At 55.5% G+C, this 23,509-nt stretch carries 26 protein-coding genes, 2 pseudogenes and 1 riboswitch; of the genes and pseudogenes, 16 read left to right on the top strand and 12 right to left on the bottom strand.

All coding sequences use genetic code 11. The features are described 5' to 3' along the window. Positions 1–5: 5 nt before the first annotated feature. The 12 genes from AB182_RS08205 to pduF form a co-directional block, all read right to left on the bottom strand. The gene (locus tag AB182_RS08205; protein ID WP_120785369.1) at positions 6–791 is read right to left on the bottom strand and encodes a cobalt-precorrin-6A reductase; all 786 of its coding nucleotides are present in this window, start codon (positions 789–791) and stop codon (positions 6–8) included. Further along, positions 788–1,513, bottom strand: a complete 726-nt coding sequence (locus AB182_RS08200) for a precorrin-3B C(17)-methyltransferase (protein WP_047369668.1) — start codon at positions 1,511–1,513, stop codon at positions 788–790. Before AB182_RS08200 ends, AB182_RS08205 begins: the two co-directional genes overlap by 4 nt. Then, positions 1,513–2,568 (bottom strand): cobalt-precorrin 5A hydrolase, encoded by a 1,056-nt coding sequence (cbiG, locus tag AB182_RS08195; protein WP_047369667.1) that lies wholly within the window; start codon positions 2,566–2,568, stop codon positions 1,513–1,515. Before cbiG ends, AB182_RS08200 begins: the two co-directional genes overlap by 1 nt. Next, positions 2,549–3,322 carry a cobalt-precorrin-4 methyltransferase gene (locus AB182_RS08190; RefSeq protein ID WP_047369666.1) on the bottom strand — a complete coding sequence of 258 codons (774 nt, stop codon included), beginning with the start codon at positions 3,320–3,322 and terminating at the stop codon, positions 2,549–2,551. The genes cbiG and AB182_RS08190 overlap by 20 nt, the downstream gene beginning before the upstream one ends. Then, complete coding sequence (locus AB182_RS08185; RefSeq protein WP_047369665.1) at positions 3,315–3,884, bottom strand: decarboxylating cobalt-precorrin-6B (C(15))-methyltransferase; 570 nt, start codon at positions 3,882–3,884, stop codon at positions 3,315–3,317. Before AB182_RS08185 ends, AB182_RS08190 begins: the two co-directional genes overlap by 8 nt. Then, positions 3,874–4,479: a precorrin-6y C5,15-methyltransferase (decarboxylating) subunit CbiE gene (cbiE, locus tag AB182_RS08180; protein ID WP_047369664.1), complete on the bottom strand. Its 606-nt coding sequence runs from the start codon at positions 4,477–4,479 to the stop codon at positions 3,874–3,876. The genes AB182_RS08185 and cbiE overlap by 11 nt, the downstream gene beginning before the upstream one ends. Further along, positions 4,473–5,612 (bottom strand): cobalt-precorrin-5B (C(1))-methyltransferase CbiD, encoded by a 1,140-nt coding sequence (cbiD, locus tag AB182_RS08175; protein WP_047369663.1) that lies wholly within the window; start codon positions 5,610–5,612, stop codon positions 4,473–4,475. The genes cbiE and cbiD overlap by 7 nt, the downstream gene beginning before the upstream one ends. Further along, on the bottom strand, positions 5,612–6,241 hold the full coding sequence (locus tag AB182_RS08170; protein WP_047373222.1) for a cobalt-precorrin-8 methylmutase: 630 nt from the start codon (positions 6,239–6,241) through the stop codon (positions 5,612–5,614). Before AB182_RS08170 ends, cbiD begins: the two co-directional genes overlap by 1 nt. Positions 6,242–6,249: 8 nt before the next feature. Next, the gene (cbiB, locus tag AB182_RS08165; RefSeq protein WP_047369662.1) at positions 6,250–7,212 is read right to left on the bottom strand and encodes an adenosylcobinamide-phosphate synthase CbiB; all 963 of its coding nucleotides are present in this window, start codon (positions 7,210–7,212) and stop codon (positions 6,250–6,252) included. Further along, positions 7,209–8,588: a cobyrinate a,c-diamide synthase gene (locus AB182_RS08160; protein WP_047369661.1), complete on the bottom strand. Its 1,380-nt coding sequence runs from the start codon at positions 8,586–8,588 to the stop codon at positions 7,209–7,211. The genes cbiB and AB182_RS08160 overlap by 4 nt, the downstream gene beginning before the upstream one ends. Positions 8,589–8,687: 99 nt before the next feature. Next, a riboswitch (cobalamin riboswitch) is annotated at positions 8,688–8,866 on the bottom strand. Between the two features lie 225 nt (positions 8,867–9,091). Further along, positions 9,092–10,003 carry a transcriptional regulator PocR gene (gene pocR / locus AB182_RS08155; RefSeq protein ID WP_041851902.1) on the bottom strand — a complete coding sequence of 304 codons (912 nt, stop codon included), beginning with the start codon at positions 10,001–10,003 and terminating at the stop codon, positions 9,092–9,094. A 224-nt stretch (positions 10,004–10,227) separates the two neighbouring features. Beyond that, positions 10,228–11,037, bottom strand: coding sequence for a propanediol diffusion facilitator PduF (gene pduF / locus AB182_RS08150; RefSeq protein ID WP_047369660.1), 810 nt, complete (start codon positions 11,035–11,037; stop codon positions 10,228–10,230). Positions 11,038–11,565: 528 nt separating this feature from the next. On the opposite strand from pduF, the gene pduA reads away from it, so the two are divergent. The 16 genes and pseudogenes from pduA (at position 11,566) to AB182_RS08075 (ending at position 23,493) form a co-directional block, all read left to right on the top strand. Then, positions 11,566–11,850 carry a propanediol utilization microcompartment protein PduA gene (gene pduA / locus AB182_RS08145; protein ID WP_041851904.1) on the top strand — a complete coding sequence of 95 codons (285 nt, stop codon included), beginning with the start codon at positions 11,566–11,568 and terminating at the stop codon, positions 11,848–11,850. Then, entirely contained in the window at positions 11,847–12,659 is an 813-nt protein-coding gene (gene pduB / locus AB182_RS08140; protein WP_047369659.1) for a propanediol utilization microcompartment protein PduB, read from the top strand. Before pduA ends, pduB begins: the two co-directional genes overlap by 4 nt. An 18-nt stretch (positions 12,660–12,677) precedes the next feature. Next, positions 12,678–14,342: a propanediol dehydratase large subunit PduC gene (gene pduC / locus AB182_RS08135; protein WP_047369658.1), complete on the top strand. Its 1,665-nt coding sequence runs from the start codon at positions 12,678–12,680 to the stop codon at positions 14,340–14,342. 10 nt (positions 14,343–14,352) lie between these two features. Beyond that, positions 14,353–15,024 carry a propanediol/glycerol family dehydratase medium subunit gene (locus tag AB182_RS08130; RefSeq protein WP_047369657.1) on the top strand — a complete coding sequence of 224 codons (672 nt, stop codon included), beginning with the start codon at positions 14,353–14,355 and terminating at the stop codon, positions 15,022–15,024. Positions 15,025–15,036: 12 nt separating this feature from the next. After that, positions 15,037–15,564 carry a propanediol dehydratase small subunit PduE gene (pduE, locus tag AB182_RS08125; RefSeq protein WP_047369656.1) on the top strand — a complete coding sequence of 176 codons (528 nt, stop codon included), beginning with the start codon at positions 15,037–15,039 and terminating at the stop codon, positions 15,562–15,564. A gap of 15 nt (positions 15,565–15,579) precedes the next feature. Beyond that, positions 15,580–17,412, top strand: coding sequence for a diol dehydratase reactivase subunit alpha (locus AB182_RS08120; RefSeq protein WP_047369655.1), 1,833 nt, complete (start codon positions 15,580–15,582; stop codon positions 17,410–17,412). After that, positions 17,402–17,740, top strand: a complete 339-nt coding sequence (locus AB182_RS08115) for a glycerol dehydratase reactivase beta/small subunit family protein (RefSeq protein WP_047369654.1) — start codon at positions 17,402–17,404, stop codon at positions 17,738–17,740. The genes AB182_RS08120 and AB182_RS08115 overlap by 11 nt, the downstream gene beginning before the upstream one ends. Before the next feature lie 32 nt (positions 17,741–17,772). Further along, a complete protein-coding gene (pduJ, locus tag AB182_RS08110) occupies positions 17,773–18,048 on the top strand; it encodes a propanediol utilization microcompartment protein PduJ (protein WP_041851911.1) in 276 nt (91 codons plus the stop codon). Between the two features lie 22 nt (positions 18,049–18,070). After that, a pseudogene (locus tag AB182_RS33340) lies at positions 18,071–18,374 on the top strand (BMC domain-containing protein); the annotation flags it as partial. Positions 18,375–18,466: 92 nt separating this feature from the next. Then, positions 18,467–18,562: pseudogene (locus AB182_RS33335) on the top strand (microcompartment protein); the annotation flags it as partial. A gap of 2 nt (positions 18,563–18,564) precedes the next feature. Next, positions 18,565–19,197 carry a phosphate propanoyltransferase gene (locus AB182_RS08100; protein ID WP_047369652.1) on the top strand — a complete coding sequence of 211 codons (633 nt, stop codon included), beginning with the start codon at positions 18,565–18,567 and terminating at the stop codon, positions 19,195–19,197. Then, positions 19,194–19,685 carry a microcompartment protein PduM gene (gene pduM, locus AB182_RS08095; protein ID WP_047369651.1) on the top strand — a complete coding sequence of 164 codons (492 nt, stop codon included), beginning with the start codon at positions 19,194–19,196 and terminating at the stop codon, positions 19,683–19,685. Before AB182_RS08100 ends, pduM begins: the two co-directional genes overlap by 4 nt. 3 nt (positions 19,686–19,688) lie before the next feature. Continuing rightward, positions 19,689–19,964: a EutN/CcmL family microcompartment protein gene (locus AB182_RS08090; RefSeq protein WP_041851915.1), complete on the top strand. Its 276-nt coding sequence runs from the start codon at positions 19,689–19,691 to the stop codon at positions 19,962–19,964. Between the two features lie 9 nt (positions 19,965–19,973). Next, on the top strand, positions 19,974–20,978 hold the full coding sequence (pduO, locus tag AB182_RS08085) for a two-domain cob(I)yrinic acid a,c-diamide adenosyltransferase PduO (protein ID WP_047369650.1): 1,005 nt from the start codon (positions 19,974–19,976) through the stop codon (positions 20,976–20,978). After that, positions 20,978–22,369: a CoA-acylating propionaldehyde dehydrogenase PduP gene (pduP, locus tag AB182_RS08080; RefSeq protein WP_047369649.1), complete on the top strand. Its 1,392-nt coding sequence runs from the start codon at positions 20,978–20,980 to the stop codon at positions 22,367–22,369. Before pduO ends, pduP begins: the two co-directional genes overlap by 1 nt. An 11-nt stretch (positions 22,370–22,380) precedes the next feature. Next, on the top strand, positions 22,381–23,493 hold the full coding sequence (locus AB182_RS08075) for a 1-propanol dehydrogenase PduQ (RefSeq protein WP_047369648.1): 1,113 nt from the start codon (positions 22,381–22,383) through the stop codon (positions 23,491–23,493). Positions 23,494–23,509: the final 16 nt, after the last annotated feature.

Genomic DNA, 23,509 nt, shown 5'->3' with positions numbered 1-23,509 from the left:
TTTCCTCACTGTGTGGCAAGCCAGCGCAGCAGCCGCTGCGAAAAGGCATCCAGGCTTTCCAGTAGCTCCTCACCCGAAACCGAAGGCTGCGGGCGCGTAATAACAATGCAGGGGATCCCCGCGTCCAGACATGGCTGAACTTTTTCCTGATACCCGCCTTCCGCACCGGAGGCTTTGGTGATCACTACATCCGCGCGGCACTGACGGTAAAAGGCGGCGTTAAACTCTGCGCTAAACGGCCCGCACATAGCGTAGATCTCGCCAACGCCAAAACCGCTTTCGGCGCATTGCGTCATCACATCGGCCACGGGCAGCACCCGCGCCAGCAAAGCCTTCTCACCAAGCCCCGCGCGCCAGAGTGCCAGGTCTTTGCTGCCGGTGGTCAACAACACGCGCTGCCCGAGTCTACGTACGACTTTGCAGGCTTCATCAATCGAGGCGACTTTGTGCAACAGTGGATGTTCCAGTTCCGGCAGTTGTTCCGGGCGCTGGTAACGGCTCAGCAGCACATTTGCCTGGCGACAGGCTTCGGCGATGTTCTGGCTGACCACCTCGGCATAGGGGTGTGACGCATCCACCACCCAGCGGGTCTGGTTATCGATAAGCCAGCGCAGCATGGCGTCAGGCTCCATCCGCCCGCAGCGCACCTCACCGCGAATGTCTCCCGCCAGATGTTGTCCGGTGGGGGTTGCGACTGAAAGGGTGTAGCGCACCCCGGCGGCATCGAGTCGCTGGCAAATGGCCCGCGCATCGCTGGTGCCGCCCATCACCAGTACATCGCCTGGCCTCACAACTCGTAGCCTCGCGGGGTAATCATCAAGCCGTCCGCCACGTAGGTGGCTTTATTGCCGACGATCACCAGGCTGGTCATGTCGACCGGTTCAAAGTCCATCTCGCCGAGTGTGGTTATCCACTTCTCTTCCTTTTTACGTCCGGCGGATTTCACAATGCCCACCGGCGTTTGCGGGCTTTTGCTGGCCGCCAGCAGTTCGAATGCGCGAGCAAGATGCCCTTCGCGGCCACGACTGCGCGGGTTATAAAAGCAGATAACAAAGTCGGCTTCCCCGGCTGCGACAATGCGTTTTTCAATGACCGGCCACGCCGTCAGTAAGTCGCTCAGGCTGATATGGCAAAAGTCATGCATCAGCGGTGCGCCAAGCAGCGCCGCCGCTGCAATACTGGCGGTCATTCCGGGGATAAGACGCACTTCCACGTCCAGCTTCTGTTTACTGACCAGTTCCAGAACCAGACCCGCCATGCCGTAAATTCCGGCATCACCGCTGCTGATGAGCGCCACGTTATGCCCGGCCTGCGCCAGTTCAATCGCCGCCTGGCAGCGCTCAATCTCTTTGCACATGCCGGTTTTGATCACTTGCTTGTCGCCCGTGAACGCTTTCACCAGATGGGTGTAGGTTTTGTAGCCCACCACGATCTCCGCCGCCTGCAAGGCTTCTATCGCCTCCATGGTCATCATTGCCTGTGAGCCAGGGCCAATCCCGATAACAGTTAACATCAGTGTGAAACTCCCAAAGTAATAGTGACGCCCTGTTCACGCAGGGTCTCGCCAACCAGTTGCCCACCACTCATCAACCAGGCTGCGGGTCCGGATACGCTTCCCACGCCAGTGGTCTGACGCACAAAATCTGAGGCCGGGAAACGATGTTCATGCTGACGCAGGGCATCAGCGGTAAAAATTTCAAACGGCACATGCAGGCTTTCCGCCAGCAAAGTGAGCGCTTTTTCATGCTCTTTCAGGGTAATACTGCCTATCGCGCGCAGTGCCAGCGGGTCGAAAGCATGCTCCTGCAACTGTTGCTTAAGCAGCCCTGACACCACCGCAAACGGGGTATCGCGACGACAACCAATACCTGCCACCACACGGCGGGGAACCAGCTTGTAGACCGGCACCCTAAGTTCGGGCAGCGAAGACTGCACGGTTACGCAAATCAGCGCCGTCAACTCAGGCATATCGTCGAGCGAAGTGACCGGAATAAACCCGCGCGTGTCGCAGCGTTCGACTTCACCGCGCAATGCTTCTTCACACCACAGGCCGATGCGCTCCCCGCTGACCAGCCCGTGGTTGATTGTCTTTACCGCTCCGCGCAGATCCTCCATGCGCGCATCCAGCTGACAGGCCAGCGTATCGAGCGCCGCCAGTTCGTTGACATCCGTTGCCGTGGTGATCACCGGGTCCGCGCCAAGGATGCCCGCCAGGTAACGCGCCAGCGCATTTGCCCCGCCAAAATGTCCGGAAAGCAGGCTGATGACGTGCAAGCCGCGCTCATCGATAACGATCACCGCCGGGTCGCTGAATTTGTCATTCACCAGTGGGGCCAGCACGCGCACGGCAATCCCGGTCGCACCGATGAACACCAGCGCGGAGTGCTGGGTGAAGGCATCGCGCAGCGACTGGGCAAAGCCGCCATCGAACGGCACAAACCCCTCTTCCAGCAATTTCTCACTGGTGTAGCAGGTCATGGGCAACGCCAGTTTCAGCCGGTTCGCCAGGGCAACACCGCCGGGCGTCAGGCAAAACAGCGCGACAGATTCAGGCTTTACGGTATTCATGGCTAAAATCCGCGGCATAAAGACGTGAGTAGTGGTACTCCTCGCCAAGGAATGGACCCACGAGGATCAATGCGGTTTTCCGAATACCGGCATCGCGAACTTTGTCAGCAATATCCGCGAGGGTTCCGCGCACCGTCTGGCTTTCTGACCAGGTGGCTTTATAAATCACTGCCACCGGCGTGGTTGCCGGATAACCACCTTCAATCAAGCGCTCTGCCACCCGGTTAATGCGCTGTACGGAGAGATAAATCGCCATTGAGGTCTGATGGCTGGCAAAGGATTCCAGCTGTTCCAGCGGCGGGACCGGGGTACGTCCTTCCAGGCGGGTGATGATCAGGCTCTGCGAGACTTCCGGCACGGTGTATTCCACGCCCAGTTCTGCCGCCGCCCCGAGGAAGGCACTCACGCCGGGAACAACCTTCCACTGGATGCCGCGTTCGGTCAGCACTTCCCCTTGTTCACGCACGGAGCCGTAAAGAGAGACATCGCCCGTTTGCAGGCGTACCACCACTTTGCCCGCCTTCACACCGGCTTCCATCAGGTCGATTATCTGCTCCAGGTGCAGTTCGGCGCTGTCGTGGCACTCAGCGCCCGGTGGGCAATATTCCAGCAGTTCGGTATTAATGAGGGAACCCGCGTAAATAACGACCTGTGCCTGCTGCAACAGGCGGTATCCTTTCAGGGTGATCAGTTCCCGGTCACCGGGGCCTGCCCCGACAAACCAGACGGTTTGCGCATCAAATTGTTCAGCCATGAGACTCTTCCTTCTCGCAGGAAATCACAAAAACAGGGTTATTCGGTTTGAAGTAGTGGCCGCTGCCCAGCGCATGAAGAAGCGAAACCTGAATCTGCTGGCAGTCCAGCGCGGCGACCTGGCAGGTGGCGAGGTGGCTCAGCGCGCTGCTGAGGTTCTCCTGCAGAATAAAAGTCATCACCAGGCGGCCACCGGGGATCAATTGGGCCAAAGACCAGTCGATAAGCTGAGTAAGGTTGCCACCGCTGCCGCCCATAAAAACCGCATCGGCGGGCTGCTCGACAAATAACGGCGCCACGCCCGGGACGATGGTGATATTGCGACAGCCAAAGTGCTGGCAGTTCTCTTCCAGCAGCCCCAGCGCCGCCGGGTTGCGCTCAATGGCTGTTACCTGTAACTGCGGGTGGCAGACGGCAGCCTCAATGGAGACACTGCCCGTGCCTGCGCCAATATCAATAAAATGGCGTGCGCCGGATAAGTTCAGGCGCGAGAGCGCCAGTGCGCGGACCACTTCTTTGGTCATCGGGACGCTTTCACCGCGTAAGAACAGTTCATCTTTCATTGAGGATCACCACAACATTCATCTCATACTGCGCATGGACGTCACGGGCGAGCAGCCCGTGAATGCGCTCGTTGTTCATCGCCAGGTTTTCACCAATCACCAGCCAGCGCTCCCCCGCACCGCGCGCTACCAGGGCTGCGGCAATTTCCCGGGGTCCACAGCGGGCATCGGTCACCATCGCGGTTTTTGGCGAGCGGACCAGAGCGTCAAAATCGACATCGCGCCCGTGGGAGCTGGTCAGCCAGATATCATTCATGTCGATGCCGGTCTTTGCACACAGGTACTGCACGGCGCTGATGCCCGGAATAATGCGCACCTGTTCAATGCCAAACTCCGCCACCAGACGTTTGCCAATGCCGTAAAAGAGCGGATCGCCGGAGGCCAGCACTACTACGCGCTGATGCATCCGCTGTGCAATCCAGCGTATTAATCCGGGGATGTCGGCATCAAGCGCGCGGCGTTCACCCGTAAAGTCAGGGAACTGCTCCAGATGGCGCTTCCCGCCCACCAGGATATCGGCCTGCGCGACGGCCTCCAGCGCCATTGGGGTCATTAAGGTCAGAGAAGCAGGCCCCATGCCTGCAACGGTTAGCATTGCAAATCCTCCACAATCTCCCGGAATGGGCGATTCGCGCCGAGGATTTGGTTATCAAAGGAGAACATGATGGCATCGCACTGAGGAGGATTTTTGGTAAAGCGCAGGTTCTGCATGACGCGCTGACAGATCCGCAGCGCCAGATGGTTATACAAATGGCCGAACCCCGCTGTGTCGATGTGCTCCATCGCTGCTTCGGTGGTATCGCACTCGCTGACTTTAAGCAGCAATTCATGAGGCGCGCCGAGCAACGCCAAATGCGCCACCAGCGTTTCCATACGCGCATCGGCGATATGGCTGTGAGTGTGGAAGATCCCGGCGGCGATTTTCACCAGCTTGCCGGGGTGACCAATCAGCACAATTTGCCGATAGCCCAGGCGGACAGCCTCTTCAATCATGTAGCCCACAAAGTTGCTCATGGTGACCACGATGTCGCTGGCAAGCCCCATTTGCTCGCGGACAAAACGCTCGCCGTGGTTGCCAGGCACCAGTACCACCCGCTCCAGCCCCGCTTCGCGTTTGATTTCCAGCTCCAGTGAAAGGGAGCGTTTCCAGCTCTCTTCGGACATCGGCGTGACGATACCCGTGGTGCCGATAATTGAGATCCCGCCCAGAATGCCCAGCCTGCTGTTGTAGGTTTTTTGCGCCCGCGCTTCCCCTTCCGGGGCGAAGATTTCCACCTCCGCGCCGCGCGAAGGGCCAATCACTTCGCGTACTGCCGCTTCTATAGTCTGGCGCGGCGTGCGGTTAATGGCAGCACTGCCGACCGGCAGGCCAATGCCTTTGCGGGTCACCGTGCCTACACCTTCCCCCCCAGACAGCACAATCTCGCCGCTGTCGTTCAGGGTGACACGCGCAAAAATCAGCATGCCGTGGGTGGCATCCACATCATCGCCACCGTCTTTGCGGATAGCGGCTATCCCTTGCTGACCTTCAATATGCGGGGATTCAACGTTAAGACGCAACGTGACGCCAGAGGGCGTGACAATCGACACCTGATGAATGATGTGCTGGCGCAGGACCATCAGCGCCGCAACCTTCGCCGCCGCTGTCGCGCAGGACCCGGTGGTATAGCCTTTGCGTAACGCCTTGCCGTTATGCCACACCGGGGCGTCGAACGTCTCTTCGCTCATTACGCCTCCCGCATGGAATACAAAAAGGCGTTAATGATAGCCGCCGCCACATTGCTGCCGCCTTTACGCCCGAGCGCGGCTATCCCCGGCAACCCGCTTTCTACCAGCGCCTCTTTCGATTCCGCCGCACCGACAAAGCCGACCGGGACGCCAACTACCCCTCGTACCTGGATGTTTTGCTCCAGCAAGCGGAACAGCGCGGTGGGGGCGTTACCAAAGACGAAGATTTTCTCGCCCGCTTCGCTGAGCGCCAGGTCCACTGCCGCCATTGAGCGGGTGATCCCCTCAGTTTTCGCTTTGCGCACCACGCGCGGGTCGCTGATATAGCACTTCACCTCACCGCCAAATTTTGCCAGCAGGGTTTTGTTGATCCCGGAAAGGGCCATCGTAGTGTCAGTGTAAAGCGTGCAACCGCAGCGTATTGCATTGCCGAGGCTTTCCAGTGCGTCCGGGGAGAACCAGAGGATATCCAGCCAGTCGAAATCGGCGGTGGTGTGAATCACACGTTTGATGATGGCTTCGTGCAGAGGGCTGGCAAAACGGTAGTCAGGCCGGTTTTCGCGAATGATGTCGCCGATAATGACAAAACTTTTGTCTTCAATGGCCTGAGGTTGCTGTAAATAATCCATTGTTTTCATCAGATTGCTGCTCCTGCCAGCGTAACGTGCATCAGCGCAAACACGGCCAGCGCCAGGGTAGAGGCCACCCACATCAGGCGGATGGTTTGCGAAATATCATCAACGGTGATGGCGCGGGTCTCATCGCCAATCCAGGGTTTTTCGACGCGCTGGCCGAAGTAGTCATTGGGGCCGCCAAGCCGCACGCCCAGCGCCCCTGCCACGGTAGCTTCCGGCCAGGCGCAGTTGGGACTGCTGTGATTGCGACGATCGCGCCAGCCGATGCGAAATGCGCGTGCCGGGTTCAGGCGGCAAAGCCAGGCGGCAATGCTCAGCAACAACCAACTCAGGCGAGCCGGAAGAAAATTGGCCACATCATCCATGAGCGCGCTCACCATGCCTATGGCTCGATATTTTTCATGTTTGTAGCCGACCATCGAATCGAGGGTATTGACCGCTTTGTAGGCCATCGCCAGCGGCGCGCCACCCAACAGTAAAAAGAACAACGGCGCAATCACGCCATCCACGGTGTTTTCTGCCACGGTTTCCACCACCGCGCGGGTGATCTGCGGCGGCTGTAACTGCGAGGTATCGCGCCCGACAATCCAGGAGAGTTTCTCCCGGCTTTCATCCAGCGTACCGTGGCGCAAGGCGTGTTCCACTTCCCGTGCCGCATCCGCCAGGCAACGCGCCGCCAGCAGGGTGTAGATCATCCACACCTCCACACACCAGCCAAGCCACGGATGAATGGATTCTGCAAGGGTCAACACGCCGTATGCCACGCCCCAGGTCGCCCCCACGACTACCAGCCACATCACACCACCGCCGACACGCAAGGCGGTATCGGAATGACAGACCCGGCGAACAACGCGCTGGGTGAGGGTGATCAGTGCACCAATCCAGCGAACCGGGTGCGGCCAGTGCGGAGGGTCACCCAGCCAGCGGTCAAGCAGCCATGCGACACACCAGGCAAGGATCGTCATAACGCGCTCCTTGCGGCGGCAATCCAGCGGCTCAGCATGGCCGGGCGTTGGGCAAAATGGATGTGCAAATAGCTGGCGTAGGTGCTGCCCACCTGCCAGCCGCCCTGCCACTCGGATAAAATCCTGCCATCGCGGGTTTTCTGGCACTGCATTACCGCGTCTTGCTCAGGGGTAAAATCGGAGTAGTGGAACTCATGGCCGCGCAGGGTTTCCCCTGCATCGGCAAGCAGCGTGGGCTGGCGGGCAGTGGCTTCGCAATAGCCAAAGCGGGTCAGACGCTTTCCCATCTCGCTGTGGCCGGGTATCGCCCCCACCATTGAATGAATATCGCCCTCGACATCGCGTAGCGTAGAGCCGAGATACATCAGTCCGCCGCACTCTGCGTATATCGCCACGCCACGCCGATGCGCAGAACGTATGGCGTCGAGCATGGAGGTATTAGCAGAAAGCGCGCGGGCGTGGAGTTCCGGATAGCCGCCACCGAGCCAGAGCATCTGGCATTCGGGCAGCTCAGCGTCATGCAGTGGGCTAAAGCGCACAATCTTCACACCCGCATTGCATAGCAGCTGGATGTTATCGGGATAATAAAAGTTGAAGGCCTCGTCATCGGCCAGTGCGAGCGTTATCCCCTCCCCTTCGTCACACGCCGGTAAGGCGGGCCATTTGCCCTGCGGTAAAGACGGGAGTGTGCTCAGGGAAAGCAGCTTATCGATATCCAGCGTTTGCGCGATGCGTTCGGCAAATCCACGCCACGGCCGGGAATCGATGACGGATTCGCGGGCGGTGACTAGCCCCAGATGGCGCTCCGGCAATGCCACGCCGGGCGTGACAGGAACATAGCCCAGCGCAGGAATTCCGCAAAAGTGTTCGATGGCGTGCTTGAGTAACTGGAAATGGCTGTCGCTGTTGACGCGATTAACGATCACACCCGCAATGTTGAGCGCCGGGTCGAAATGTTGAAAGCCCATCACCGTGGCGGCGATAGAGGTCGACACCGCTTTCCCGTCAACCAGCAGGATGACCGGGACACCAAGCTGTTTTGCCAGTGCGGCGCTGCTGCAATAATTGGGGTCAGTACCATAACCATCGTACAGTCCCATAACGCCTTCAATCACGGCGATATTGGCGGTGTGCATTTGCTGGTTAAACAACGCGTTCAGCGTTGGGGCGGGCAGCATAAAGCTGTCAAGATTGCGGGATTCCACACCCGTGACGGCAGTATGCCAGGCGGTATCGAGGTAGTCCGGGCCGACTTTAAATGGCTGCACCCGCATACCGCGCTGCTGCAAAACGCTCAGCAGGCCAAGCGTGACGGTGGTTTTACCACAGCCACTTCCGGTACCGGCAAGGATAAAGGCGCGACGCCCGTCAGACATACCTTAAAGTCCCGTTCAGGGTGGAAAGGATGTGTCAGGCTATGCGTAGTCCCAGTCTATGACTGTACGCGTCTGAGCAACCGACTTCCCACCGAAGTTGTTGAGAGTAACCATCAGGCCGGTCTTCTGGCTTAGCGTCGTCCTCGCCCGTCCTTCCCAATCTTGCGATCAGTGGTGATTACGGGGTCGTCAGCATCACAGCAGCGGGGGCTGCGGGGGATTCTCACCCCCTTCCCAGCCGCGATAATTTGCGGCAAACCTGTTGGCTTCATTGTTCGTATCACTTATCACTACGACAGCATATTGCTGAAAAAGTGATTTTGCTCCTGACTGCAATCTATCGCATCAGGAAAATAAAAACTGGTTCAGTTTATCCCTGCATGGGCAATAATTTGTTGCGCTATAACAATTTATTGTCCAACCTTTTCCCCAACGTCTTATTCTGACTGCCTTTCAGGCGATTTTATTGCCGTTGTGAATAACAAAATATTGTTATCGGAAATTTAATCGCCGTCATAGTTTGCATTATTTTGCAGACGAAAAACCTGCGGTGTTACCTGATATGTCTGGCGAAAAACTTTGCAAAAATAACTCGTTTGAGAAAAACCTAAATTGCGCGCAATACTGGCAATACTCCAGTCGCTGTGACACAACATTTCTTTTGCGCTCGCCATCCGCTGGCGATTTACCCACGCATTAAAACCAATACCCTGATATTTTTTGAACAGCTTACTGAAATAGTAAGGGCTGAGATAAACATGCGCTGCTACATCCTCCAGACGCAACTCGTCCGAGAGATGGGCATCAATATAACGCAGCGCCTTCTTCATCTTACTGTCATGCGGCCCCTGATTTCGGCTCGTTCGTCCCGCTTCCTGTGCCTGTTGTTGATCTTTGATGACAACGAAGTTGAGTTGTTTTTTAAGACAATTTTCGACAATCAGCTTAAGCAAATCCGCTGACGCAATGACCCGCGAGTAGTCCATCTCCGGGACATTCAGAAACTCATCCATCAGCTTCTGATCCGCCTGCCAGCGGTCGTCAATATTAAGAATATTAATGAGTTCAACACTATCGCCTTCCCGCAAGCGTACCTGCCCGCACAGCACAAACCCGACCAGATGGCCGGCAATGACCAGCGGAATAGAAAAGTCGGTAAGCCCGGCGTGACAACGGTAGATGCAGGGTTGGTTGGATTTAGAAGCTTCGAAGCCGCCACAACGATCGCTCATACGACACCGTGCGCTGTGCTGCGGATTCTGACGCATCAGTTGGCAAAATGGGGTGAAGTTGAAAAGCTCGGAAATTTCTTCGCCGTGGATATTAACGACAACAACGGCCAAACCGGTGGCTTGTGCAAAATCCTGGGCGATTTTATTAATGAGTTCGGAGTTTAGTGCACTCGCAGAAATCATGATAAAACCTCTCAGTTAATTTTAATTTATTGTTATAAACAAACCTATTTTGTTTACAAGTCATTCATATTAAAAGGCAACCAATAACGTCGAATGACCATAGGCTGAATTCAAGATAACAAAAGTCTCCCATCCCTGGGAGACGATTTAGCGCGTTCATGAAAGCAGATCACGAAATAAACAATTGTCGGACAGTAATTTCAGGATACTATTTCGAGAAGACGTCAACTTTTGCTCTCTTCCAGCTTACAGGCATTGCAAGGGAGGTTTTTGCCAATCAAATAGCGGTAGCAGGCTGCCCCTCCGCAAGCCCCAATAATGGGGGCAATAATCGGTACGAGGAAATACGGAATATCACGGCCCCCTGTGAAGGCAATGTTTCCCCATCCCGCGAAGAAAGTGAATAATTTCGGCCCAAAATCACGCGCCGGGTTCATTGCAAATCCGGTTAATGGTCCGGTAGCCGCACCAATCACCGCGACGAGTACACCAATCAATAGCGGTGCTAAAGGCCCACGTGGTACGCCATTGCCGTCATCTGTCAGCGCCATGATCATACACATCAAGATTGAAGTAATGATAATTTCGACCAGCGCCGCTTCCCAGATACTCAGCGCGGTAGCCGGATAAGTGCTGAACAACGCCGCCAGTTGCAGGCTTTCCACGCTACCTTTAACGATGTGATGCGCGGTTTCATATTCAATAAATACGCTGTGGTAGAGCAAATAGGCCACAGCTGCCCCGCCGAACGCGCCCGCAACTTGCGCCACAATGTACGGCACCACTTTACGAGCTGGGAAGCAGGCAAATAGCCACAAAGCGATGGTAATCGCTGGGTTCAAATGTGCACCGGACACAGCGGCGGTCAAATACACGGCCAGCGAAATACCCAACCCCCAGATGATGCAAATTTCCCATAGCCCCAGCGTAGCCCCGGAAACTTTCATGGCGCACAGACAGCCGATACCGAAGAACAAAAAGAGCCCTGTGCCTAAAAACTCGGCAATGCATTGTGCCTTAAGTGAATCATTCATTTGTGTCACCTTCCAGGTAGAGTCACGATCTCACCAGCACGCCTGAAGCTGGCAGCAGAGTACAACGCCGCTCACTATAGGAATGCGACACTGAAAAGTGTTGGCAATCTCAGGCGGAAAACGCCAAAAAAGTCGCCTCTGAATAACAATATTTTGCTATTCCAGCTAAATGAATATTAGGCTGCACCCAACTTCATTCGCGATTATTCGCTTTATTAAAATATCAAATTATTGTTTTTTTTCGTGCATCGTTTTACAGCATTGCTCACAGAATGATTCCGCCCGCGCAAATATCACAACAGTTTTATAAAGTCACTTCCAAAAATGTAAAAGTGAAATTGACATAGCAATATTTTGCCATAACAAAAACAACAAAATAACCTTTAAAATCATACCCATGTTAATTAACAGAGCAATTATTTCACTTAATTAAACCAGTAAGTTCCGAATGTAATTTCAGGACAGCCATTCTTTTTCCTCGCTTATTTGTATAGTCCAAAAATCGGGGGCAACCTTATCGAGGTCTTTATGCAACAAGAAGCATTAGGAATGGTGGAAACCAAAGGCTTAACGGCAGCAATTGAAGCCGCAGATGCGATGGTGAAATCCGCCAATGTCATGTTAGTGGGCTACGAGAAAATAGGTTCTGGCCTGGTGACAGTCATTGTTCGCGGCGATGTTGGTGCCGTGAAAGCAGCAACGGATGCAGGTGCTGCCGCAGCCGCTCAGGTGGGTGAAGTGAAAGCCGTACACGTCATCCCGCGTCCGCACACTGATGTTGAAAAAATCTTACCTAAGGGAATTAGCCAATGAGTAGCAATGACCTGGTGGAACAGATCATGGCTCAGGTGATCGCCAAAGTGTCATCACCGACACCGGCGACCTCCCCCACTGTAACCCATCCCAAACGAGAGACGGCTATGGCAGAAAAAAGCTGCAGTTTAACGGAATTTGTAGGTACGGCGGTCGGCGACACCGTGGGTCTGGTGATCGCAAACGTCGATAGCGCATTACTTGATGCGATGAAGCTGGAAAAACGCTACCGCTCAATCGGCATTCTCGGCGCGCGCACTGGCGCAGGCCCGCACATCATGGCGGCAGATGAGGCCGTGAAGGCAACCAACACCGAAGTGATCAGCATTGAATTACCGCGTGATACCAAAGGCGGGGCGGGCCATGGCTCCCTGATCCTCTTCGGCGGTAATGATGTCTCCGACGTCAAACGCGCTGTCGAGGTCGCACTGAAAGAACTCGACCGTACCTTCGGCGATGTTTATGCCAACGAAGCTGGTCACATCGAAATGCAATACACCGCCCGCGCCAGCTACGCGCTGGAAAAAGCTTTTGGTGCACCGGTTGGCCGCGCCTGCGGCGTGATCGTTGGCGCACCGGCCTCCGTTGGGGTGTTGATGGCCGATACGGCGCTGAAGTCCGCCAATGTGGAAGTGGTGGCCTATAGCTCTCCAGCAAAAGGCACCAGCTATAGCAACGAAGCCATTTTGATCATTTCCGGTGATTCCGGCGCTGTGCGCCAGGCCGTCATTTCGGCCCGTGAGATCGGTAAAACCGTACTGGGCACAATGGGTTCTGAGCCGAAAAACGACCGCCCGTCTTACATCTGATAACAGAGAGGCTGTTTCATGAGATCGAAACGATTTGAAGCGCTGGCGAAACGCCCTGTTAACCAGGACGGCTTTGTGAAGGAGTGGATTGAAGAAGGCTTTATCGCAATGGAAAGCCCGAACGATCCTAAACCTTCTATACGCATAGTCGACGGCGTGGTGACTGAACTGGACGGTAAACCCGCCAGTAAATTTGACCTGATTGACCACTTTATTGCCCGCTACGGTATCAATCTCGATCGCGCGGAAGAAGTGATGGCGATGGACTCTGTCAAGCTCGCCAATATGCTCTGCGATCCTAACGTTAAGCGCAGCGACATTGTGCCGCTCACCACTGCAATGACTCCGGCAAAAATCGTCGAAGTGGTGTCGCACATGAACGTGGTGGAAATGATGATGTCGATGCAGAAAATGCGCGCGCGTCGTACCCCATCACAGCAGGCACATGTCACTAACGTCAAAGACAACCCAGTACAAATTGCCGCTGATGCTGCAGAGGGCGCATTCCGTGGATTTGACGAACAGGAAACCACCGTCGCGGTCGCCCGTTATGCCCCCTTCAATGCCATCGCGTTGTTGGTCGGCTCACAGGTTGGTCGTCCAGGCGTATTAACCCAATGCTCTCTGGAAGAAGCAACCGAACTGAAACTGGGCATGCTCGGCCACACCTGTTATGCGGAAACCATCTCCGTTTATGGTACTGAGCCTGTGTTTACTGACGGTGATGATACGCCCTGGTCAAAAGGCTTTCTCGCATCCTCCTATGCCTCTCGTGGCCTGAAAATGCGCTTCACCTCCGGCTCCGGGTCAGAAGTTCAGATGGGTTATGCCGAAGGCAAATCCATGCTTTACCTGGAAGCACGCTGCATTTACATCACCAAAGCCGCGGGTGTTCAGGGTCTGCAAAACGGCTCGGTAAGCTGTGTGGGTGTGCCTTCTGCCGTGCCGTCAGGTATTCGCGCCATTCTTGCCGAAAACCTGATTTGTGCCGCTCTGGATCTGGAGTGCGCGTCCAGTAATGACCAGACATTTACCCATTCGGATATGCGTCGTACCGCCCGTCTGCTGATGCAATTCTTGCCGGGCACCGATTTTATCTCCTCCGGTTATTCCGCCGTGCCGAACTACGACAACATGTTCGCAGGCTCCAACGAGGATGCGGAAGACTTTGACGATTACAACGTCATCCAGCGTGACCTCAAAGTTGATGGTGGTTTACGCCCGGTGCGTGAAGAAGATGTCATCGCCATTCGCAACAAAGCGGCTCGCGCTTTGCAGGCCGTCTTCGCCGGTATGGGATTACCGCCTATCACTGACGAAGAAGTGGAAGCGGCAACATACGCCCACGGTTCAAAAGACATGCCAGAGCGCAATATCGTCGAAGACATCAAATTCGCCCAGGAAATCATCAGCAAGAATCGTAACGGTCTCGAAGTGGTGAAAGCCCTGGCCCAGGGTGGCTTTAAAGATGTCGCACAAGACATGCTGAACATTCAAAAAGCCAAACTGACCGGTGACTACCTGCATACCTCGGCCATCATCGTCGGCGACGGGCTGGTGCTCTCTGCGGTGAACGATGTGAACGACTATGCCGGTCCGGCAACAGGTTATCGCCTGCAAGGTGAACGCTGGGAAGAGATCAAAAACATCCCGGGCGCACTCGATCCGAACGAAATGGGCTAAGGGGTGAATGATGGAAATTAACGAAAAATTGCTGCGCCAAATCATCGAAGATGTGCTGGCAGAAATGCAAACCAGCGATAAAAAAGTCTCGTTTAGCGCCCAACCTGGTAATGCTGCTAAACCCGCAGCAACGGCTGAGGGCGGCTTTCTGACGGAAATTGGTGAAGCGAAGCCCGGCACTCAACAGGATGAAGTGATCATCGCCGTTGGCCCTGCTTTCGGTCTTTCGCAAACCGTAAACATCGTCGGTTTGCCGCATAAGAGCATCCTGCGTGAAGTCATTGCCGGTATTGAAGAAGAAGGGGTGAAAGCGCGGGTGATTCGCTGCTTCAAATCATCTGATGTGGCGTTTGTCGCCGTGGAAGGCAACCGCCTGAGCGGCTCGGGTATCTCGGTGGGTATCCAGTCAAAAGGTACAACGGTCATCCATCAGAAAGGATTGCCGCCGCTTTCCAACCTGGAACTCTTCCCGCAGGCACCGCTGCTGACGCTGGAAACCTACCGCCAGATTGGCAAAAACGCAGCGCAATACGCGAAACGCGAATCGCCGCAACCTGTACCGACTCTGAACGATCAGATGGCACGTCCGAAATATCAGGCCAAGTCCGCCATTCTGCATATCAAAGAGACTAAGTACGTCGTGACGGGGAAAAACCCGCAAGAGCTGCGCGTTGCGCTTTAAAAGGACAACACCATGAATTCTGACGCAATTGAATCAATGGTTCGTGATGTGCTGAGCCGTATGAATAGCCTGCAGGGGACAGCCCCGGTTACGGCATCAACCGCGCCCTCAGGCGGAACCACGCATCAGGCCAAAGTTAGCGATTATCCGCTGGCAAACAAACATCCGGAATGGGTGAAAACATCCACCAATAAAACCCTGGATGAGTTAACGCTGGAGAGCGTGCTGAACGGGAAAATCACCGCGCAGGATATGCGTATCACCCCGGAGACCCTGCGTATCCAGGCAGCTATCGCCAAAGATGCGGGGCGTGATCGACTGGCTATGAACTTCGAGCGCGCGGCGGAACTGACCGCTGTACCAGATGATCGCATCCTGGAAATTTACAACGCACTGCGTCCTTACCGTTCAACCAAGCAAGAGTTGCTGGATATCGCAGAGGATCTGGAAAGCCACTATAAGGCAAAAATCTGCGCAGCGTTTGTACGTGAGGCGGCAGCGCTTTACGTCGAACGGAAAAAACTCAAAGGCGACGATTAATCACAGGGATGACTTATGCGTTATATAGCTGGCATTGATATAGGTAACTCGTCAACCGAGGTGGCACTGGCCACGATGGATGAGACTGGCGTACTGAACATTGTGAGCAGTTCGCTTGCGGAAACGACGGGTATTAAAGGCACATTGCGCAATGTATTCGGCATTCAGGAAGCGCTGAACAAAGTTGTCGCCAATGTGGGTATCTCTGTCGGCGATATTTCGCTTATTCGTATCAACGAAGCGACCCCGGTAATCGGTGATGTGGCGATGGAAACCATCACAGAAACCATCATCACCGAATCCACAATGATAGGCCATAACCCTAAAACACCCGGTGGTATCGGGCTGGGGGTGGGTATCACGATCACTCCGGATGAGCTTCTGACCCGTCCAGCGGATCAACCTTATATTCTGGTTGTTTCCGCTGCATTCGATTTTTCCGATGTTGCGCGCATGGTCAATGCCTCAACGCAAGTCGGTTATCACATTAATGGCATCATTTTGCAGCGCGACGATGGCGTTCTGGTCAGTAACCGCCTCGATCGCCCTGTCCCTATCGTTGACGAAGTGCTGTATATCGAGCGTATTCCAATGGGAATGCTCGCCGCTGTTGAAGTGGCGATGCCGGGCAAAGTTATCGAAAGTCTCTCTAACCCTTACGGCATCGCCACTGTCTTTTCCCTGAGCGCCGATGAGACACGCAACATCGTGCCCGTGGCCAGGGCGCTGATTGGTAACCGTTCTGCTGTCGTCGTGAAGACCCCCTCCGGTGATGTAAAAGCCCGCTCAATTCCCGCCGGGAATATTGAGCTTATAGCCAAAGGCAGAACGCTCAAGGTCGACGTTGCCGCCGGGGCCGATGCCATCATGAAAGCGGTGAATGAATGTCCAACACTGGATAACGTCACCGGCGAGGCTGGCACCAATATCGGCGGCATGCTGGAACATGTCCGCCAGACCATGGCTGAGCTCACCAACAAACCCAGCAGCGATGTATTTATCCAGGATCTGCTCGCTGTCGATACCGCCGTACCGGTCAACGTGACCGGGGGGCTGGCAGGTGAGTTCTCACTCGAACAAGCCGTCGGCATCGCCTCGATGGTCAAATCAGACCGCCTGCAGATGGCCATGATTGCCCACGAAATTGAGCAAAAACTGCACGTTGATGTGCAGGTGGGCGGTGCAGAAGCAGAAGCCGCCATCTTTGGCGCGCTCACCACGCCGGGCACATCGAGGCCACTGGCCATTCTTGATCTTGGCGCGGGCTCGACTGACGCCTCGATTATTACGCCGCAGGGGCAAATTACCGCCACCCATCTGGCCGGAGCCGGAGACATGGTGACAATGATCATCGCTCGCGAGCTGGGGCTGGAGGATCGCTACCTGGCGGAGGAAATCAAAAAGTACCCGCTGGCGAAAGTCGAAAGCCTTTTTCATCTGCGCCATGAAGACGGCAGCGTGCAGTTTTTCCCGACCCCTCTTCCACCTGCGGTGTTTGCCCGCGTGTGTGTTGTGAAACCCGATGAGCTGGTGCCGCTGCCGGGAGACCTGGCGCTGGAAAAAGTTCGCATTATTCGCCGCAGCGCCAAAGAGCGCGTGTTTGTCACTAATGCCCTGCGCGCGCTGCGCCAGGTAAGCCCAACCGGAAATATCCGCGATATTCCGTTCGTGGTGCTGGTTGGCGGCTCCTCACTCGACTTCGAGATACCGCAACTCGTCACCGATGCCCTTGCCCATTACAGACTGGTGGCCGGCCGGGGAAATATCCGCGGCGTCGAAGGTCCACGCAACGCAGTCGCAACGGGGCTGATCCTCTCCTGGCAGAAGGAGTATGCCAATGGACGTTAAGCAGGACAGCCCGGTCATTGTTATCACGGCGCTCGCAGAGTGCCAACCGCAGTGGCAGGAAGTGCTGTGGGGAATTGAAGAGGAAGGTATTCCCTGGCGCTGGCAACAGGCCTCCGGGCTTGATGTCGTCGCCCATGCCTGGCAGGCAGCGAACCAATCGGCGCTGCTGGTTGGTATCGCCTGCGATAGCCAGCAACTGGTTATCCATTACCGAAATTTACCCGCATCAGCGCCCCTTTTTACGCTGATGCTTCATGAAGACCTCCAGTCCCGGCGCAAGGCAGGTAATAACGCCGCCAGACTGGTGAAGGGGATACCGTTCCGGTAACCACTTTTATCCATAAACAGGAGAAACGCAGTATGAACAATGCATTGGGACTGGTTGAAACAAAAGGTCTGGTGGGTGCAATCGAAGCCGCCGATGCCATGGTGAAATCCGCCAACGTGCAACTGGTAGGTTACGAAAAAATTGGTTCGGGTCTGGTCACCGTCATGGTGCGAGGTGACGTGGGTGCAGTGAAAGCCGCCGTTGACGCAGGCGCTGCGGCAGCCAGCGCGGTGGGTGAAGTGAAATCTTGTCACGTAATCCCGCGTCCGCACAGCGACGTCGAAGCCATTTTACCGAAATCAGCCTGACTGGCAGATAAAGGAGCACAGCGTGAAGCAATCACTCGGATTACTTGAAGTTAGCGGTCTGGCGCTGGCTATCAGTTGCGCGGATGTTATGGCGAAAGCCGCTTCCATCACGCTGCTGGGTATGGAAAAAACCAATGGCTCTGGCTGGACGGTAATCAAAGTCGCTGGTGATGTGGCCTCTGTTCAGTCGGCCATCATCACTGGCGCCAACTTTGCGCAAACGCGTAACGGGCTGGTGGCACAAAAGGTCATTGCACGGCCTGCTGAGGGGATTCTGGCCTCTGCACCAACGCGTGCAGCCATCCCTGAAACGCCGCCTGTGTCGATAACAACAACGGAAAAACCGGTTCAGAGCATTGAGCACGTGCAGCCATTGCGTGAAGAAACATCCTCCGCTTCCGAATTGACGGCGATTCAACTGGTGACCTGCAATCTTTGCCTTGACCCGGCGTGTCCACGCCAGAAAGGGGAACCGCGCTCGCTGTGTATTCATAGCGGTCAGCGAGGGGAATAAATATGGATAAACAGTTAGTCGAAAATGTGGTCACTCAGGTTCTGGATGAGATGCGTGCGCGTCCCATCCCTCTGGGTATATCGAACCGACATATCCATCTTTCACCTGAGGATTTCGAGCGGTTATTTCCCGGTCAGACGGTGACGATTAAAAAAGCGTTGCTGCAACCCGGTTATTTTGCCGCTGAGCAAACTGTCACACTGGTAGGACCAAAAGGGCAACTGAAAAATGTGCGCCTGCTTGGCCCGCTACGCGGCGCCAGCCAGGTCGAGATCTCACGTACGGATGCCCGTACGTTGGGTATCGCCGCCCCGCTACGCATGTCCGGCAATCTGGCGGGTACACCAGGGATCAGGCTGGTGAGTCCGTATGCGGAAATCGACTTACCCAACGGCGTCATCGTCGCACAACGGCACATTCATATGTCGCCGCTCGACGCCCTGGTCCTGCGTGTTTCCCATGGCGATAACGTCTGCGTTGCAATTGATGGCACCGGGCGCCGGGTGATTTTTGATGATGTCGCCATCCGCGTGGCGCCGGGTTTGCTTCTCGAAATGCATATCGACACCGATGAAGCGAACGCCTGTGGCGCAGATGAATCCGGCGCTCGCGCTCGTCTGGTACCACGCGCATGAACAGCGAACAGTTGGCGCACATTGTCGAGCTGATCGTTGCCCGCCTGCAGGCCAGGCAGGGCAATACCATCACGCTGAGCCAGGAAGAACTGCGTCATGCTTCTGCAATGAAGTGTTTTCTGAACCATGATGCGCTCTGCGTGCAACAGACTGACATGTGTTTCTTACGTGCTCTGGCAGACGGCGACCAGGACAATACCGCCGTTGCGCACCTGTTTGAAGCCCTGGCATTGGGCATGTCCGTGAGCATTACGTTAAACAGCAGGCTGCTGCCCTGCTTGCCCCTGAAAACATTGGCAAAACTGCCTGTGACGTTCATGGACGAGCAAGGAAGCTCGGTGGTTATCCATCAGGCAAAAGTATTGAGTTACCGCGATGTCGTCGGTCTCAACGCATGCTGGCTTGCCATCTCACGTAAAACGGTCATCACGGCGCTTGCACGCGACGCGGTGATTTCGCAACACATACGACTCGTGAAGCAGGAGTAAAGCATGCATCTCGCAAGGGTAACTGGCTCGGTCGTCTCGACACAAAAATCCGCTTCTCTGGTGGGCAAAAAATTGCTGCTGGTCCGACGCGTTACGGCAGACGGCGAACTTCCCGCCAATCCATTACAGGGTGATGAAGTGGCCGTTGATTCCGTTGGCGCAGGTGTCGGCGAACTGGTTCTGCTCAGCAGTGGCTCCAGTGCGAGGCATGTTTTTTCCGGCCCGAACGAAGCCATTGATTTGGCGGTGGTGGGCATTGTCGACACCCTGTCCCGCTAAGGAGGAATAATGGCTATTTATACCCGCACTGGCGACGCTGGCACGACGGCCCTGTTTAGCGGCCAGCGCGTCAGCAAAACCCATCCGCGCGTCGAGGCGTACGGCACACTGGATGAACTCAATTCCCAGTTGAGCCTCTGCGCGTGCGCCGTGCAAGCACCCACCAGCAAGCCCTTTCTGGAAGCGGTGCAGCTACAGATTTTCTGGTTTAGCGCCGAACTGGCGAGCGAAAACGAAACCCCCTCGCCAAAACAGCGCTATGTCAGTGCCGAAGATATTGCAGCGCTGGAACAGGCCATAGACAACGCGATGTCCCAGGTCGACAACGTCCACAGCTTTGTGTTGCCAGGCCGTTGCGAAGCAGCAGCCCGTTTGCATGTTGCCCGGACACTGGCTCGCAAAGCCGAGCGTCGCCTGGTGGAGTTAAGTGAACAGGTAAACGTCCGTCAGGTGCTGATGCGCTATATCAACCGTCTTTCCGACTGCTTGTACGCGCTGGCCCGCCTTGAAGACCATCTGGCGCACCAGGAAAAAGTCATTCACGAAGTCGCGACGCGTTATCGCGCTGCGGCGCAAGCCAAACCGGCGAAGGACACCCCCTTGTCACTTTCATTTCATGACCTTCATCAACTGGCAAAAACCGCAATGGCACGCGCAGGCGAGCTTAACGTGCCGGTGGTGATAAGCGTCGTGGACGCCCATGGTATCGGCATGCTGACCTGGCGCATGCCCGACGCGCTGCTGGTCAGTAGCGAACTTGCGCCGAAAAAAGCCTGGACGGCGGTCGCGATGAAATCGGCCACACACGAACTATCAGATGCAGTGCAACCAGGACGCGCGCTGTATGGGCTAGAGGCGCACATGGAAGGCAAAGTTGTCACATTTGGCGGCGGTTTCCCCATCTGGCGTGACGGCAACATCATTGGTGGTCTTGGCATCAGCGGTGGTTCCGTTGAGCAAGACATGGACATTGCTCAGACCGCACTTGCGGCGATTAACACGGGAAAAAAATAATGAATACGACCGAACTTGAAACCCTTATTCGCACCATCCTGAGCGAACAACTGACACCTGCGCCAGAGAAGAAAGAGAGCGGCACACATGGGGTGTTCACCACGCCAGAGGAGGCCATCAACGCAGCACACCAGGCCTTCCTGCGCTACCAACAGTGCCCCTTAAAAACCCGCAGCGCCATTATTTCCGGTATTCGCGATGAGCTGGCTCCCTGTCTGGCCGAACTGGCAGAAGAGAGCGCCACAGAAACCGGTATGGGCAACAAAGAAGACAAGTTTCTCAAAAACAAAGCCGCGCTGGAAAACACCCCGGGTATTGAAGATCTTACCACCAGCGCACTGACCGGCGACGGCGGCATGGTGTTATTCGAATATTCGCCGTTTGGCGTCATTGGCTCCGTTGCCCCCAGCACGAACCCGACCGAAACCATCATCAATAACAGCATAAGTATGCTGGCAGCAGGCAATACCATTTATTTCAGCCCACATCCGGGTGCGAAAAAAGTTTCACTCAAGCTGATCCGCATGATCGAAGATATCGCGTTTCGTCATACGGGTATTCGCAATCTGGTCGTCACCGTTGCCGAGCCCACTTTCGAAGCCACCCAGCAGATGATGGCGCATCCAAAAATCGCCCTGCTGGCCATCACCGGGGGTCCCGGCATAGTGCTGATGGGCCTTAAGAGCGGCAAGAAAGTGATCGGCGCAGGTGCCGGAAACCCACCCTGTATCGTCGATGAAACTGCCGATCTGGTGAAAGCAGCGGAAGACATCATCAATGGTGCATCCTTCGATTACAACCTGCCCTGTATCGCAGAAAAGAGCCTGATTGTGGTCGACTGTGTTGCAGACCGTCTGATGCAACAGATGCAAGCATTTGGCGCGTTGCGCATTATCGGTGCGGATATCGATAAACTGCGCGCCGTCTGTATCCAGGATGGGGTGGCAAACAAAAAACTGGTGGGTAAAAGCCCTGCGCAGATTCTGCAGGCCGCAGGTCTGAGCGTACCGCCGAAAGCCCCACGTCTTCTGATCGCCGAAGTACAAGGCAACGACCCGCTGGTCACCGCTGAGCAATTAATGCCCGTATTGCCTGTCGTTCGGGTTAACGACTTCGATGCTGCCCTCGCCCTTGCCCTCGTTGTTGAGGAAGGCTTGCACCATACGGCGGTAATGCACTCACAAAATGTCTCCCGCTTAAATCTGGCAGCGCGCAGTTTGCAGACCTCCATTTTTGTGAAAAACGGACCGTCCTATGCGGGGATTGGCGTCGGTGGTGAAGGCTTTACCACATTCACCATCGCCACACCAACCGGCGAAGGCACGACATCGGCAAAAACCTTTGCGCGTTCGCGCCGTTGCGTACTGACCAACGGCTTCTCCATTCGCTAACCGAGGTCGTTATGAAGAGATTTTCGCTGCAAACGCGACTCTACAGCGGAGCAGGAAGCCTTGAGGTGCTTAAACGTTTTCGTAATAAGCACATATGGATTGTTTGCGACGGTTTTCTTGCCAGCTCACCGCTTATCGAACTGCTGCGCAAGGCAATCCCGGCAGACAATCGCGTCAGCGTCTTTAGCAACATTACACCGGATCCGACCATTGCCACGGTTGTGGAAGGCATAGCACAGATGCATTCACTCCAGCCGCAGGTTGTTATTGGTTTCGGCGGAGGCTCCGCGCTGGATGCGGCAAAAGCGATCGTCTGGTTCAGCAAACAGCAGGGCGTCAATATTGAAACCTGTGTCGCTATTCCGACCACCAGCGGCACTGGCTCAGAGGTGACCAGCGCATGCGTGATAAGCGACCCGGATAAAGGCATCAAATACCCCTTATTCGATAATGCGCTCTATCCCGATATCGCCATTCTCGACCCGATGCTTGTTGTCAGCGTTCCTCCCGCTATCACAGCGAATACTGGCATGGATGTGCTGACCCATGCCCTTGAAGCCTATGTATCACCCCGGGCCAGCGATTTTACCGATGCGATGGCGGAGAAAGCAGCACAGCTTGTCTTTCAGTATCTGCCGACGGCGGTGCGTAAAGGCGATTGTCTGGCGACGCGTGGAAAAATGCACAATGCCGCCACTCTTGCCGGGATGGCATTCAGTCAGGCGGGCTTAGGCATTAATCACGCCATCGCCCATCAACTTGGTGGGCAGTTTCATCTGCCACATGGGCTGGCTAACGCCCTACTGCTGGGTGCGGTCATCCGCTTTAATGCAGGCGATAAACGCGCAGCAAAGCGTTATGCCCGGCTGGCAAAAGCCTGCCATTTTTGCCCGACTGGCGCGAATGACCTGGTTGCGATTAATTCACTGATTCGCCAGATAGAGCAGCTTCGGCAACAGTGTGAGATGCCAACGCTTACAGCCACGCTGAAAGCAGACAAAGGCAAATTCCGTGAGCGGATCCCCGCCATGGTTCAGGCTGCACTGGCTGATGTCACGCTCAAAACCACACCTCGCCCTGCTGATGGCGATGACATTCGACATCTTCTGGAGGAATTGCTGTGAGCGAAGCGGCCCTTCT

The sequence above is a fragment of the Phytobacter ursingii genome, assembly GCF_001022135.1.
GTDB classification, from domain to species: Bacteria; Pseudomonadota; Gammaproteobacteria; order Enterobacterales; family Enterobacteriaceae; genus Phytobacter; species Phytobacter ursingii.
This window is presented reverse-complemented; position numbering and strand designations above follow the sequence as displayed.